General features: G+C 71.6%; 14 protein-coding genes. 11 read left to right on the forward strand and 3 right to left on the reverse strand.

Annotated elements, in window-relative coordinates; translation table 11 throughout:
* Positions 1–9: 9 nt before the first annotated feature.
* Genes J5Y10_RS01295 through J5Y10_RS01345 form a run of 11 tightly spaced genes read left to right on the forward strand, consistent with a single transcriptional unit; the run spans position 10 to position 11,080 of the window.
* Positions 10–2,808, forward strand: coding sequence for a 4Fe-4S dicluster domain-containing protein (locus tag J5Y10_RS01295; RefSeq protein WP_209369870.1), 2,799 nt, complete (start codon positions 10–12; stop codon positions 2,806–2,808).
* Positions 2,805–4,154 carry an NrfD/PsrC family molybdoenzyme membrane anchor subunit gene (gene nrfD, locus J5Y10_RS01300; RefSeq protein WP_209369871.1) on the forward strand — a complete coding sequence of 450 codons (1,350 nt, stop codon included), beginning with the start codon at positions 2,805–2,807 and terminating at the stop codon, positions 4,152–4,154. The genes J5Y10_RS01295 and nrfD overlap by 4 nt, the downstream gene beginning before the upstream one ends.
* Positions 4,151–4,672: a DUF3341 domain-containing protein gene (locus tag J5Y10_RS01305; RefSeq protein WP_209369872.1), complete on the forward strand. Its 522-nt coding sequence runs from the start codon at positions 4,151–4,153 to the stop codon at positions 4,670–4,672. The genes nrfD and J5Y10_RS01305 overlap by 4 nt, the downstream gene beginning before the upstream one ends.
* Complete coding sequence (locus J5Y10_RS01310) at positions 4,669–5,187, forward strand: c-type cytochrome (RefSeq protein WP_342452800.1); 519 nt, start codon at positions 4,669–4,671, stop codon at positions 5,185–5,187. The genes J5Y10_RS01305 and J5Y10_RS01310 overlap by 4 nt, the downstream gene beginning before the upstream one ends.
* Positions 5,184–6,242: a hypothetical protein gene (locus tag J5Y10_RS01315; protein ID WP_209369873.1), complete on the forward strand. Its 1,059-nt coding sequence runs from the start codon at positions 5,184–5,186 to the stop codon at positions 6,240–6,242. Before J5Y10_RS01310 ends, J5Y10_RS01315 begins: the two co-directional genes overlap by 4 nt.
* The gene (locus tag J5Y10_RS01320; protein WP_209369874.1) at positions 6,229–6,693 is read left to right on the forward strand and encodes a hypothetical protein; all 465 of its coding nucleotides are present in this window, start codon (positions 6,229–6,231) and stop codon (positions 6,691–6,693) included. The genes J5Y10_RS01315 and J5Y10_RS01320 overlap by 14 nt, the downstream gene beginning before the upstream one ends.
* Positions 6,690–7,472, forward strand: a complete 783-nt coding sequence (locus tag J5Y10_RS01325; protein ID WP_209369875.1) for an SCO family protein — start codon at positions 6,690–6,692, stop codon at positions 7,470–7,472. The genes J5Y10_RS01320 and J5Y10_RS01325 overlap by 4 nt, the downstream gene beginning before the upstream one ends.
* Positions 7,469–8,410: a cytochrome c oxidase subunit II gene (gene coxB, locus J5Y10_RS01330; protein ID WP_209369876.1), complete on the forward strand. Its 942-nt coding sequence runs from the start codon at positions 7,469–7,471 to the stop codon at positions 8,408–8,410. Before J5Y10_RS01325 ends, coxB begins: the two co-directional genes overlap by 4 nt.
* Positions 8,407–10,092, forward strand: a complete 1,686-nt coding sequence (locus J5Y10_RS01335) for a cytochrome c oxidase subunit I (protein WP_342452801.1) — start codon at positions 8,407–8,409, stop codon at positions 10,090–10,092. Before coxB ends, J5Y10_RS01335 begins: the two co-directional genes overlap by 4 nt.
* Positions 10,089–10,715, forward strand: a complete 627-nt coding sequence (locus J5Y10_RS01340) for a cytochrome c oxidase subunit 3 (RefSeq protein WP_342452802.1) — start codon at positions 10,089–10,091, stop codon at positions 10,713–10,715. Before J5Y10_RS01335 ends, J5Y10_RS01340 begins: the two co-directional genes overlap by 4 nt.
* Positions 10,712–11,080, forward strand: a complete 369-nt coding sequence (locus tag J5Y10_RS01345) for a cytochrome C oxidase subunit IV family protein (RefSeq protein WP_209369877.1) — start codon at positions 10,712–10,714, stop codon at positions 11,078–11,080. Before J5Y10_RS01340 ends, J5Y10_RS01345 begins: the two co-directional genes overlap by 4 nt.
* Before the next feature lie 3 nt (positions 11,081–11,083).
* Here the strand turns inward: J5Y10_RS01345 and J5Y10_RS01350 are convergent, their stop codons facing one another.
* The 3 genes from J5Y10_RS01350 to J5Y10_RS01360 form a co-directional block, all read right to left on the reverse strand.
* On the reverse strand, positions 11,084–12,529 hold the full coding sequence (locus J5Y10_RS01350) for a glycoside hydrolase 5 family protein (RefSeq protein WP_209369878.1): 1,446 nt from the start codon (positions 12,527–12,529) through the stop codon (positions 11,084–11,086).
* A 49-nt stretch (positions 12,530–12,578) separates the two neighbouring features.
* Complete coding sequence (locus J5Y10_RS01355) at positions 12,579–12,923, reverse strand: hypothetical protein (RefSeq protein ID WP_209369879.1); 345 nt, start codon at positions 12,921–12,923, stop codon at positions 12,579–12,581.
* Between the two features lie 118 nt (positions 12,924–13,041).
* On the reverse strand, positions 13,042–13,407 hold the full coding sequence (locus tag J5Y10_RS01360) for a hypothetical protein (protein ID WP_209369880.1): 366 nt from the start codon (positions 13,405–13,407) through the stop codon (positions 13,042–13,044).
* Between the last annotated feature and the right edge of the window lie 116 nt (positions 13,408–13,523).

The raw sequence follows: 13,523 nt of genomic DNA on the forward strand, positions 1-13,523 counted from the left end.
GGGCCATCGATGAGCGCGCCGCCCCTCACCCGCCGGCAAGCCGCCCTGGCGCTCCTGGCCTCCGCTGCCGCCCTCACTTCCTGCGACAAGCCGGAGGAGGAGATCGTCCCCTATGTCGAGCAGCCCGACCGCGTGGTGCCGGGCGTGCCGATGCGCTTCGCGACAACGCTGACGCTGAACGGCTACGGGCGCGGCGTGATCGCCACCTGCTTCGAGGGACGGCCGGTGAAGCTGGAGGGCAACGCGGCGCATCCCGCGAGCCTCGGCGGCACGGATGTGTTCCTGGAAGCGGCGATCCTCTCCCTCTACGATCCCGACCGCTCCCGCGCCGTGCGGCAGGGGCTGCGGATCGGTGCGCTGGACAACCTCGTCTCGGCGCTGGAGCCGCGACTGCGCGGGCTGGAGGCGCGGGGCGGGGAGGGGCTGCGGATCCTCACGGGGAACGTCACCTCGCCCACGCTGCTGCGGCTGATCGGGGCGGTGAAGGCGCGCTTCCCGGCGATGCGCTGGCACGCGCACGAGGCCTTGGGCGAGGAGAACGCGCGCGCGGGCGCGGCGCTGGCTTTCGGACGGCCTCTCTCCGCCATGCCCCGGCTGGACCGCGCCGCGGTGGTGGTGGCGCTGGACGCCGATCCGCTGGGGCCGGGGCCGGACCAGCCGCGCCATGCGCGAGGCTTCGCGGCGCGGCGGCAGGCGCGGAAGGCCGGCGGGGAAGGCTTCTCCCGCCTCTATGCCGCGGAGCCCGTGTTGAGCCTGACGGGCGCCAAGGCCGACCATCGCCTGCCCGCACGGCCGGAGGAGATCGCGGCGGTTGCCGCCGCGCTGGCGGCGCGGCTGGGGCTGGACGTGCCGGCGCCCGAGTTGCCGGGGCCCGCGCGCGGCTTCGTGGAGATGGCGGCGGCCGACCTGGCGGCGCATCCCGGCGAGGCGCTGGTGCTGGCCGGGCCCTGGCTGCCGCCGGATGTGCAGGCGCTGGTTCACGCTGTGAACGCGCGGCTCCGTGCGCCCGTGGACTATCGGGAACCACCGGTTGAGACACCGGAACCGCTCTCGGCTCTGGTGGAAGACCTGCGCTTCAGGCGTGCGGACACGCTGGTCGTCATCGGCGCCAACCCCGCGCATGACAGCCCGGCCGCGCTCGGCTTCGCGGAGGCGCTGGGACGTTCCCAGGCCTTCACCCTGCATCTCGGCCCCTATTTCGACGAGACGGCGGCACTCTGCCGCTGGCATGTGCCGGAAACGCACCCGCTGGAGGGCTGGGGCGACGCGCGGGCAACGGACGGCACCGCTTCCGTCATCCAACCGCTGATCCGGCCGATCTACGACACGCGCTCCGCCATCTGGCTGTTGAACCTGCTGCTGGGGGACCGCGACACGGGGGACCGGGACGCCGTGCGCGCCACCTGGTCGGCCGGGCGGCCCGCCGGGGAATTCGAGGCGTGGTGGCGGCGCGTGCTGCACGACGGCGTGGTGGAGGCGAGCGCCGCGCCGGTCGTCACGCCCCCCGAACCGCGCTTGGCGCCGCCGGCCGCGTCTACACCGGGCTTCACGCTGCTGTTCCGGCCCGATCCTTCCGTCTGGGACGGACGCTACGCCAACAATGCCTGGCTGCAGGAGTGCCCGAAGCCGATCATCCGGCAGGTTTGGGGCAACGCCGTGCAGATCGCGCCGGAGGAGGCGCGCGCCCTGGGGCTGAGCGCGGGCGACGTGTCCCGCCTGCGCCTGGATGGGCGCGTGGTGGAGGCGACGGTGCTGCTTCAGGGCGGGATGGCGCGCGGGGTGGCGGCGCTTACCCTCGGCTACGGGCGGCGTCGCGCCGGTGCGATCGGCGACGGCCTGGGGACGGATGCCTACGCGCTGCGCCCGGCCGATGGGTCCTGGTCGGCGGCGGGGCTGGTGCTGGAGGCGACCGGGCGGACGGCGGAGATCCTGCGGCCGTCGGACGCGCACCGGATCGAGGCGGAGGAGGCCGATCTTTTTCCGAGCCTCGAACTGGCGGAGTTCCAGCGGAAGGCCGCCGGGCCGCCGCACGAGGAGGAGAAACTCCCGACCTTCTACGAGCCGAAGAACGGCGACACCTATGCATGGGCCATGGTGATCGACAGCACGCTCTGCATCGGCTGCAACGCCTGCGTCATCGCCTGCCAGAGCGAGAACAACGTGCCGATCGTCGGCCCGGAGGAGATCGCGCGCGGGCGCGACATGCACTGGCTGCGGATCGACACCTATGAACTGGGCCCGGAGGAGAACCCGCGGCCTGGCTTCCAGCCCGTGCCCTGCATGCACTGCGAGACGGCGCCCTGCGAGCCGGTCTGCCCCGTGGCGGCTTCCGTGCACGATTCCGAAGGGCTGAACGTGCAGGTCTACAACCGCTGCGTCGGCACGCGCTTCTGTCAGGCGAACTGCCCCTACAAGGTGCGGCATTTCAACTATCGCGGCTACGCGGACGGGCAGGAATACGCGAATCTCGGCGCCCCGGGCATCGCGGCCCAGCGCAATCCGGAAGTGACGGTGCGCGCCCGTGGCGTTATGGAGAAGTGCACCTACTGCACCCAGCGCATCTCCGCCGCCCGCCGCGCGGCGGAGAAGGAAGGGCGCGCGATCCGGGAAGGCGAGGTGACCACTGCCTGCCAATCCGCCTGCCCATCCCGCGCCATCAGCTTCGGCGACAAGCGTAACCCGGCATCCGCCGTGGCGGCGCTGCGGGATGAGCCGCAGCACCATGAACTGTTGGGCCACCTGAACACCCGCCCGCGCACCACCTACCTCGCCGATGTGCGCAACCCCCGCCCGGAGGGGGGGACATGAGCGGCGCCACCGAAGGGCTGCTGCCGGAGGACGCCAGCTACGGCTCCCTCGTCGGCACGGTGGCGGACCCGTTGCTCCGGCGGAAGGCGGGGCGGCTCTACTGGGGGTTCTTCGCGGCGGCCGGGCTCGGCACGCTGGTGATGGTGGTCTCGATCGCCTGGCTCTTCATCGAAGGCATCGGCATCTGGGGCGTGAACACCAACGTCGTCTGGGGCTTCGCCATCGCCAACTTCGTGTGGTGGCTGGGCATCGGCCATGCCGGCACCTTCATCTCGGCGGCGCTGCTGCTGACGCGGCAGCCCTGGCGGGCCGCGATCAACCGCTTCGCGGAGGTGATGACGCTCTTCGCCGGCAGCATCGCCGGGCTGTTTCCCATCCTTCATCTCGGGCGACCCTACCGGGCCTATTGGCTGCTGCCCTATCCCAACACCATGGACCTCTGGCCGCAGTGGCGCTCCGCGCTGGTCTGGGACTGCGCGGCCATCTCCACCTACCTCATCTTCTCGCTGTTGTTCTGGTGGATCGGGCTGATCCCGGACCTCGCCACCATCCGGGACCGGGCGCAGACGCGGGCGCGGCAAATGATCTACGGTGCGCTGGCCCTGGGGTGGCGCGGTTCGGCGCGGCACTGGCATCTGCACGATGTCCTCTACCGCACCATGGCCGCCATGGCCCTGCCGCTGGTGGTCTCCGTCCACAGCGTGGTCGGCATGGACTTCGCCGCCAGCCTCATGCCGGGATGGCAGGAGACGATCTTCCCGCCCTACTTCGTCGCCGGCGCCCTCTTCTCCGGCTTCGGCATGGTGGTGGTGGTCGCCGCCATCATGCGGCGCGGCCTGGGGCTGGAGGACGTGGTCACGCCCCGTCACTTCGACGCGATGGCGAAGATCGTCCTCGCCGGTTCCGTTGCCCTCTGGCTCGCCTACGGCACGGAATGGTTCAACGCCTGGTACAGCGGCGATCCGCTGGAGCGGGCGCATGTGGCGCATCTCTTCACCGGCCCCTACGCCCCGGCCTACCTGCTCCAGCTCTTCTGCAACCTGGTCGCGCCGCAGCTGCTGTGGTTCCCGTCCATGCGCCGGCGGATCTGGGTTGTGGTGACCGTCACGCTCGTGCTGCAGCTCGGCATGTGGCTGGAGCGCATCCTCATTATCGTGAACACGCTCACCCACGGGCAGCTCCCCACGACCTGGGCGCTCTATGTCCCCACGATCTGGGACTGGATGCTGCTGGGCGGCACCATCGCCTTTTTCGTGCTGCTGTTCCTGTGCTTTGCGCGCCTGCTGCCGGCGGTGGCGATGCACGACCTGGGCAAGCTGCTGCATGAGCGGAGGACTGAGGGGTGAGCGCGCCGATCGTCCTCGCCGAGTTCCGCGACCCCGACACGCTGGTCGAGGCGGCGCGGCGCGCGCGGGCGGCGGGCTTCAAGGGGCTGGACGCGCACACGCCCTTCGCGGTGGAAGGGCTTTCCGACGCGCTGGCGCTGGAGGCACCGAGGCTGCGCCCGGCCATGGTGTGCGCAGCGGCGCTGGGAGCGGGGTTCGTCTACCTGATGTGCTGGTACAGCGGGGTGATCGACTATCCGCTGAACCTCGGCGCGCGGCCGCTGCACGCCTGGCCGGTCTTCCTCGTCCTCGCCTTCGAGGCCGGCATCCTGGCCGCGACCTTCACGGGCATCGCGGGCTTTTTCATCGGCACGGGGCTGCCCCGGCTGAACCACCCCGTCTTCGCCGGGCGGGACTTCGACCGGGCCAGCCAGGACCGCTTCTTCCTCACCGTCTCCGACGAGGCCGCGGATGCGGAGAGGCTGGCCGCGCTGCTGGACGGGCTGGGGCCGGTCTCCGTCCGGGCGTTGCAGCCGTGATCCGGGCCGCGATCCTTCTGCCGTTCCTGCTGCTGGCGGCCTGCAAGCAGGAGATGAACCAGCAGCGCAAGGAGAACACCTACGCCGCCAGCGCCCTTTCCAAGAACGGCAGCACCGCCCGGATGCTGCCGGAGGGCGCGGTGGCGCGGGGCGACCTGGCGCGGGATGAGATCGCGGCGAACCCACCGCCCGTCACCGCGGAACTGCTGGAGCGGGGGCGGGAGCGCTATGCGATCAACTGCGTGCCCTGCCACGGCGCGGCGGGGGATGGGGACGGGATGATCGTGCGGCGCGGCTTCCCGCCGCCGCCCTCCTACCACACGCAGCGCCTGCGGGCGGTGCCGGCGCGCTACATCTACGACGTGATCACGGATGGCTACGGGGTGATGTACTCCTACGCCGCGCGGGTGCAGCCGGCGGACCGCTGGGCCATCGCGGCCTATATCCGCGCCCTCCAGCTCTCCCGCCACGCCACCCTGGCGGAGGCGCCGGACGCGGCGGGGCGCTTGCCATGAGGCCGCTGCCCTGGCTCCGCGCCCATGCCGGGCGTGCCGCGCTGGCGGGGGGGGCCGCGGCGCTGCTGCTGGCGGCCTGGGCGCTGCTGGCGCCGGCGCGGGCGCCGCTTGCGGGGTGGCTGGTGGGACTGGTCTTCTGGATCGGCATCGCCCTCGGCGCGCTCGGCCTTCTCGCGATGCGGGCGCTGACGGGCGGGAAATGGGCGGGGTCGCTGCGCCCGGCGCTCGGCCCGGCGGCAGCGAGTCTGCCCTTCTTCCTCCTGGCCTGCCTGCCGCTGCTTTTCGGGCTGCGCACCCTCTATCCCTGGGCCTCCGATCCGGGGCTGCTGCCGGTGGAGGACATTCCGCGCCTCTACCTGAACGCCGACAGCTTCGCCGCGCGCACGCTCCTCGCGCTCGTGGGCTGGTCGGCGCTGGGCTGGTGGCTGCTGCGGCGGCCCGGGGCGGTGGCGGGCGGGCTGGGACTGGCCTTCCACCTCGGCGCCCTCACGCTGATCTCGGTCGACTGGATGCTCTCGCTGGAGCCGCGCTTCTTCTCCACCGCCTTCGGGCTGGCGACCTTCCTGCTGCAACTCCTCGCCGCGCTCGCCTGGGCCGCCACGCTGCGGCCGGAGCAGGAAGGGGACGATCCCGGGCGCGCGGGGGACCTTGCCGGGCTGCTCTTCGCAACCGCGCTGGGTTCGCTCTACCTCGGGTTCGCGCAGTTCCTGGTGTCCTGGTACGGCAACCTGCCGGAAAAGGCGGCTTGGTTCCTCAAGCGGGAGGAAGGGATCTGGATCTGGCTCCAGGCCCTCGCCCTCGCCCTCGCGGCGGCCCTGCCATTGGGGGCGATCCTGTTGGGGCGCGTGCGGCGCAGCCCGGCGGCGCTGGCGCGGCTGGGGCCGCCCGTGCTGGTGGGCGTGGCGGCGCACCAGGCCTGGATCGTGGCGCCGGCGGTCGGCCCCTGGGCGCTGCCGGCGGCGGCGCTGGGGCTGGTGGCCGTGGGCGGTCTCTGGGTGGGGCTGGCCTATGGTCCACTGGCGGCGCGGCTGGAGGCGAAGCATGGCCGCGCGTGAGATGACGGAGCGTCGGCAAAGGGAATCGGTTCGCACCGGCGTCGTGCTCGGCGTCGGCTTCGGCACGCTCGCCTTCCTTGGGCTCGCCCTGTTCGGGATCAGCTTCTACGTCCGCTGGATCGGCGCGCCGCCGAACGACCCGCCGCGCCCCGTGCCCTTCCCCGAGCCGCGCTTGCAGGCCGATTCCACCGCCGACATGAACGCGCTGCGGGGTGAGCAGTCGCGGCAGATGGAGGGTTACGCCTGGATCGACCGGAATCGCGGGCTGGTCCGCATCCCCGTCGCCCGGGCTATGGAGATCCTCGCCGCGCGCGGCGCCGCCGGGCTGGATCCGCTGGAGGCGCCGCCGCCGGAGCCACTGCCGGTGCGGCCGGACGCCGTGCGGTCCAGGGCGGTGCAGCCCCCTGCCGTGCAGCCCCTGGCCGCGCCACCGGAGAGGGCAGGGCGATGAGGCGCCTCCTCCTCGCCCTGATGCTGGCCCTGGGCCTCGCCATGCCCGCCCGCGCCGCGCTGACGGAAGCCGAGCTGGCGGAGGCCGGGCTGAACCCGCCCGCTGGCGCCGCCCTGCCGCTCGACCTTCCGCTGCGGGACGAGACCGGGCGCCCCGCCACGCCCGCCGACGTGCTGGGGGGGCGCCCCGCCGTGCTGGTCCTGGCCGACTACACCTGCGAGACGCTCTGCGGCACCGCGCTCGGCCTCGCCGCCTCCGCTCTGGTGGAAACGGGACTGCGGCCGGGGGTGGATTACAGTTTCCTCGTCCTCGGCATCGACGCGCGGGACGGGCCGGAGCAGGCGGCGGCGATGAAGGCCACCTATCTCGGCAGCTTCCCGGAGGTCATGCGCGCGGCACGCTTCCTCACCGGTCCGAAGGCGGTGCTGGACCGGGCGCAGGCCGCCATCGGCTACCGGGCGGAACCCGACCTGGCCTCCGACCGCTACGCGCACCCGCTCGCCGCGATCGTCCTGACGCCGGCCGGCACCCTCTCCCGCGTGCTGCCGGGGCTGGCGCTGGAACCGGTGGCGCTGGCCGGTGCCATGCGGGATGCCGCGTCCGCCGGCGGGGGCGGGTTGGTGGAGATTGGCGTCCGGCTGCTCTGCTACGGGCTGGACCCGGCGCGCGGGATCTACAACGCCGTGGTGAAGCGCGGGCTTGCGATGGGCACGGCCGCAACCGCGATCCTGCTCGGCATCGCGGCGCTGCTGCTCGCGCGGCGGGGCCGGCGCGCATGATCCGTTTCTGGCCCGCCACCGCATCCGATGTCGCGGCGCAGGTGGATCAGCTCACGGGCGTGCTGCTGGCCATCTGTGGCGCGATCCTCCTCCTCGTCGGCTGCCTGCTGCTGGGCTTCTCCATCCGCTACCGCCGCGGCTCCTCCGCCAAGCGCGGCGCCCTGCCGGAGATCGTCAGCCGGGAGGTGGAGGTGGGCTGGACGGCCGCGACCCTCTTCCTCGCCCTTTTCCTCTTCGCCTGGGCGACGGGGATGGAGTTGCGCGCCAACCCGCCGCAGCCCGATGCGATCGAGGTCCATGTCCTCGCCCGGCAATGGATGTGGAAGACCCGCCACGCCAACGGCGCGCAGGAGATCGACGCCCTGCACGTCCCGCGCGGGGAGCAGGTGCGGCTGCTGATGACCTCGCAGGACGTGATCCATTCCTTCTTTGTCCCGGCCTTCCGTGCGAAGCAGGACGTGCTGCCCGGCCGCCTGACGGAGCTTCGCTTCACCGCGACGGAAACCGGCACCTACAACCTGTTCTGCGCCGAGTATTGCGGCACGCTGCACGCCCGCATGGGCGGCACCGTGACGGTGATGGAGCCGGAGGACTTCGCCCGCTGGCTGGCCGTGCAGCCCCGCGGCGACGACCTGGCCCGGGAGGGTGCGGCGCTGTTCGTCTCGCTGGGCTGCGCGGGCTGCCACGGGGACCGGCGCGGCGGCAGCGCCACGGTGCGCGCGCCGAAGCTGGAGGGCGTCTACAACAGCCCCGTCCCGCTGCAGGACGGTCGCGTGGTGACGGCGGACGAGGCCTATCTGCGCGATTCCATCCTGCAGCCCCGGCGGGACGTGGTGGCGGGCTTCCCGAACGTCATGCCCTCCTTCGCCGGGCTGGTGCATGAGGAGGAAATGCAGCGCCTGCTGGCCTATCTGCGATCCCTGAAGGACGCGCCGTGAACCACATCACCCCCGCAATCCCGGCGCCCGACGCCATCCCGCACGAGGAGCCGAGCTACCTGACGGCGGAGCGCGGGATCGGATCCTGGCTGCTCACCACGGACCACAAGCGCATCGCGCTGCTCTACATGGCCGCGCTCACGGCCTTCTTCTTCATCGGCGGGGCCGGCGCCGTCGCGATACGGCTGGAGCTGTTCACGCCGAAGGCGGACGTGCTGACGGCCGATGGCTACAACCGGATGTTCACCCTGCACGGCACGGTGATGATCTGGTTCTTCCTCGTGCCCTCCATCCCCACCACCCTCGGCAACTTCCTCATCCCGCTGATGGTCGGGGCGCGGGACCTCGCCTTTCCCCGGCTGAACCTGCTGAGCTGGTACCTGTTCATCTTCGCTGGCGCGGTGCTGATCTACGCGCTGGTCGCCGGCGGGGTGGATACGGGCTGGACCTTCTACACGCCCTTCTCCACCACCTTCTCCAACGGCTACGTGCTGCTGGCGGGGCTGGCGATCATCCTGGCGGGCTTCTCCTCCATTGCCACGGGGGTCAACTTCCTCGCCACCATCCACCTGCTGCGCGCGCCGGGGATGGGCTGGTTCCGCCTGCCGCTCTTCGCCTGGGCGATCTACGGCACCAGCCTGGTGATGGTGCTGGCGACGCCGGTGCTGACCGCCGTGCTGCTCCTGGTCATCGCGGAGCGCGGCTTCGGCCTGCCGGTCTTCGACCCCTCCCGCGGCGGGGATCCGCTGCTGTTCCAGCACCTGTTCTGGTTCTACAGCCACCCCGCCGTCTACATCATGATCCTCCCCTCCTTCGGGGTGATCAGCGAGATCGTCACCTGCTTCTCCCGCCGCAACGTGTTCGGCTACGATTTCATGGTCTACGCGATCCTCTGGATCGCGATCGCGGGGTTCCTGGTCTGGGGGCACCACATGTTCGTCTCGGGACAGTCGATCTACGCCAGCCTCGCCTTCTCCTTTCTCTCCTTCGTCATCGCCGTGCCCTCCGCGATCAAGGTGTTCAACTGGACCTTCACCCTCTACCGCGGGCAGATCACCTTCGAGGCGCCGATGCTCTACGCCGTCGGCTTCATCGGGCTTTTCACCATCGGCGGGCTGACCGGGCTGTTCCTCGCCTCCATCCCGATCGACGTGCACGTCTCCGACACCTACTACGTCGTCGGACACTTCCACTTCATCATGGTGGGCGGGGCGGTCAGCGCCTTCTACGGCGGGCTTTCCTTCTGGTGGCCGAAGATCACGGGGCGGAAATACCCGATGACCTGGGCGCGCTTCGCCGCGATCCTCATGTTTTTCGGCTTCGGCTTCACCTTCTTTCCAATGTTCATCATGGGCTATCTCGGCATGCCCCGCCGGTACCAGGTGTATCCGGAGGAGTTCCAGGTCTGGCACGTCATGTCCTCCGCCGGCGCGGTGCTGCTGGCCGGGGCCTACCTGCTGCCGATGGGCTACCTCGCCTGGTCGGTCTTCTGGGGGGAGAAGGCGGAGGACGATCCGTGGAACGCGACGGGGCTGGAGTGGAGCACCTCCTCCCCCCCGCCGCGCGACAACTTCCGCACGCCGCCGGAGGTGGATGAGGGCCCCTATTTCTACCATCCGGAGGGCGAGGGGCCTGGCCACGACCACGGCGACCCGCATCGCGACCAGGTCCGCACGCCGTGAGCGGCGCGCTGCGCGAGCCCTGGCGCAGCCTGCGCCGCCAGAGGGAGGCCGCCGCCTTCGGCACCTGGATCTTCCTGGGGGGCGAGGCGATGCTCTTCGCCGGCCTCATCCTCGCCTTCGCGGTGATGCGCGCGCTGCACCCGGCGGGCTTCATCCTGGCGGGGCGGGAGACGGAGGTGGCGCTCGGCACCGCCAATACCGCCATCCTGCTCACCAGCAGCCTGACCATGGCCGTGGCGGCGGAGGCGGCGCGGGCGGAGCTCCGGCGGGCGACGCTGTGGGGGATGGGGCTCACGCTCGCGCTCGGGGCCGCCTTCCTGGCGGTGAAGGGCTTCGAGTGGTCCTCCGACCTGGAGAAGCACCTTTTCCCCGGCGACGGCTTCGCGCTCGCGGAACCGTCGGCGCAGATCTTCTTCGCGCTCTACTGGATCATGACCTCGCTGCACGCGATGCACATGCTCGGCGGCATGACGGTGGTGGCATGGCTGGGCTGGCAGGCCTGGCGCAGGGCGCGGCCGCTGCGCAGCCCGGCATTCGAGGCGGCGGCGCTCTACTGGCACCTCGTCGATATCGTCTGGATTGTCCTCTACCCGCTCCTCTACCTCGGCGGGCGCGCGCCATGAGGCGGGGGATCGGGGAGGAGGTGCCGCGGACCCTGCCCGCCATCCTCCGGCACGTCCTGCCTGTCTGGCTGGCGCTGCTCGTCCTGCTCGGCGCCTCGCTCGCCCTGGCCTATGCGCCGCTGCACGGGCTGAACGGCGCGGTCAGCCTCGGCATCGCGGCGGTGAAGGCGATCCTCGTGGCAGTGTTCTTCATGAACCTGCGCCGGCCGGACCCGCTTCTCCGGCTGGCCGGCGCGGCCTCGCTCATCTGGATGAGCTTCCTCTTCGCCCTCACCTTCGCGGACCTCACGGCCCGCGCGCCGCAGACCCAGCCGCAGGCGGGCCAGGGGAGGGATTCCGAGCCGCCGATGCGGCAGCCCTTCTGAACCTCAGGCCGGGACGATCGCCAGGGCCAGGTCGCCCGCTGCGATGGTGGGGGTGAGACGCAGCCCCGCATCATCCGCCGTCGCCTCCATCTGCCCGGCCTCCCGGCCCGCAAGGGTGTCGAACAGCGTGACTCGGTAGCGCCCCGGCGCCAGCCCGGGCACGCGGATGCTGGCCTGGACCGTGCCGCTGGCCTTCACCGGGCGCCGGCCTTCCACAGCCTCGCCCAGTTCCTGCCGCAGCAGCCACACCACGGCCTGCGACGCGTCGCCGCAGCCGAAGGCGTGGACGGCGCCACTCTCCACCGCGATCTCGTCGTTCAGGTTGCGGCGCAGGAAGCGCGGCCAGTCGATCAGCGGCAGGAAGCGCGAGAGGGCGCCCTGTGCCGCGCGCATCCCCGGCGTCAGCACGTGCGGGTCCCGGTTGGGCCAGCGCATCCCGCCTCCGGCGCCGCCGGAGGCGAGGTGCGCCCACTGGATGTGGCGGAAATACTCGTCGTCATAGGCCGCGGGGAGGGTGATGCCGTGGTCCTTGAAGGTGTGGATCGGCCCGTGCTCCGAATCGAAGAAGGGCCTCATGTCGTTGATCTCCGACAGCGCCTCCCGCGTCAGCCGCCCCGCGCTCACGGCGGGGGCCACCGTGTCCATCGGGTCGTCGATCGTGCCTTCCTCGTAGAAGTGGCTGTTCGCGAAATCCAGCAGCGGGTGGCGGAAGATCGGCTCCACGATCCAGGGCTTCCAGATCAGCTCCGGCCCGAAGACGGAGACGCATTGGAGGTGCGCCCGCCCGTGCAGCCGGATCTCCAGCTCGCGCAGGAAGGGGCTGACATCGTCGATGTAGTTCGGGAAGGCGTCTGGCCGGTTGTCGCCCTGGGCCGGATGCATCTCGTTCCAGAGGTCCCAGGCGAAGAGGGCGCCGCTGCCGCCCCAGCGCTCCGTCGCGAAGGCCAGGCGCGCCTTCACCAGCGCGCGCGTCTCCGGACAGACCATGAGCTGGGAACGGTCCGCGCAGGGGCCGCCATGGGCGCGGTTGTAGGGGTGCCTGTCGAAGCGGATCCAGGTGAAGAAGGTGTCCATCGGCGTGAGCAGGATGTAGAGCCCGACCCGCTCGCAGAGCGCGAAAAGATCGTCCCACAGCTCGACCACCGCCGGGACGAAGTTGCCGGCCGGACGCTCGAAGTAGTGCTCCTCGCCCTCCGCGTATTCCAGCATCAGGCGCAGGCAGGTGACGCCGCTCTCCTTCAGGGCGCGCAGGTGGCGTTCCACCTCCGGCAGGTCGCGGCGGCCGAGGAGGCCGGACAGCTCCGGCCAGGGAAGGGCGTCGTTCTGCCCGATCGGCGTCCAGGGCTCGCCGGCGGCGGTGATGAAGTAGGGCGCGCCCGGCGCGCGCTCGATCCAGGGTAGCCCCCCCGCGATCAAGGTGTTGGAGCGGGGCGGTGCGCTGGCAGACATGGCCGGCAATAGGCCGCAGAGGCCCTTTGCCGTCCAGGGGGTGAAGCCCTCAGGCAGGCGCTTCCAGGTGGCGGGCGAAGGCGTCGCGGATAGCGACCATCGCCTGGGCGGCGTTCTCCGCGTGGCGGCGGGCGGCCTTCTCGCTCGAATCCACCTCGTCCACCGCCTCGGCCGCGGCCTCCGCCGCCTCGGCGAAGCCGTCGCGCAGCTCCTCCAGCCAGTTCCGCACGTCCTCGGGCTCGCCGGAGGCGCGCAGGTCGTCCACCACCCCGTCCACTTCCCGCGTCATGCGGTCCGGACTGGCACCGCGCTGGAGCACGGTGGAGAGGCGGGTGAAGGCGGCGCGCGTGGGCGAGGGGGCGCGCCGGGGCGCCGCGGCGGGCGATCGGGCCATGAATCGGGGTCTCTTCGGTTCGGGGAAGGGATGGCGGCTCGCCGCGCAGACATGAAAAGTGGGGATGGAAGAGGTGAAAACCAAGGCGCAAGCACCTGAAAAGGTGATCTTTTTCGTCCTAGATCAGCCGTTCCGGCCAGGGCTGCGGGACCGACCCCGGCCCCGGCCTGGCATCCCCCACGCTGCGGGGCGGGGGATCGCCCGGGACCGGCCCGGACCAGCAATCCACCGCGCCGAGGCTGCGGGTGCAGCGCGGCTGCTCCGCCGTCACCGCCTCCGGCCGGCAGTAACGCTCCCCCGCGTCGAGATAGGCGATGGAACAGTCCCGCCCGGAGATGCCGGAGACGACAAGGTCCGGCACCGCCCGCCCGGTGAGCATGAGGGAGACGCCGTTCGCGGCGGCGAGGGGCACCACGGCCTCGCAGCCCGGAAGGGTGCCGAGGAGGGGGACGAGAAGAAGGAGAATGGGGACGTGGCGCGGCATGGCCCCATGAAACACGCGCCGGGCTTAACGCCCCGTGACGCGCCCGCTATACCCCGGCCCCGATTGCCCGTTGGCCGAGGCCGGATCGCCAGGGCCCGTAAGGGGGTCCACCAGGG

Source organism: Roseomonas indoligenes, from assembly GCF_017813365.1.
Taxonomy (GTDB): Bacteria; Pseudomonadota; Alphaproteobacteria; order Acetobacterales; family Acetobacteraceae; genus Roseomonas; species Roseomonas indoligenes.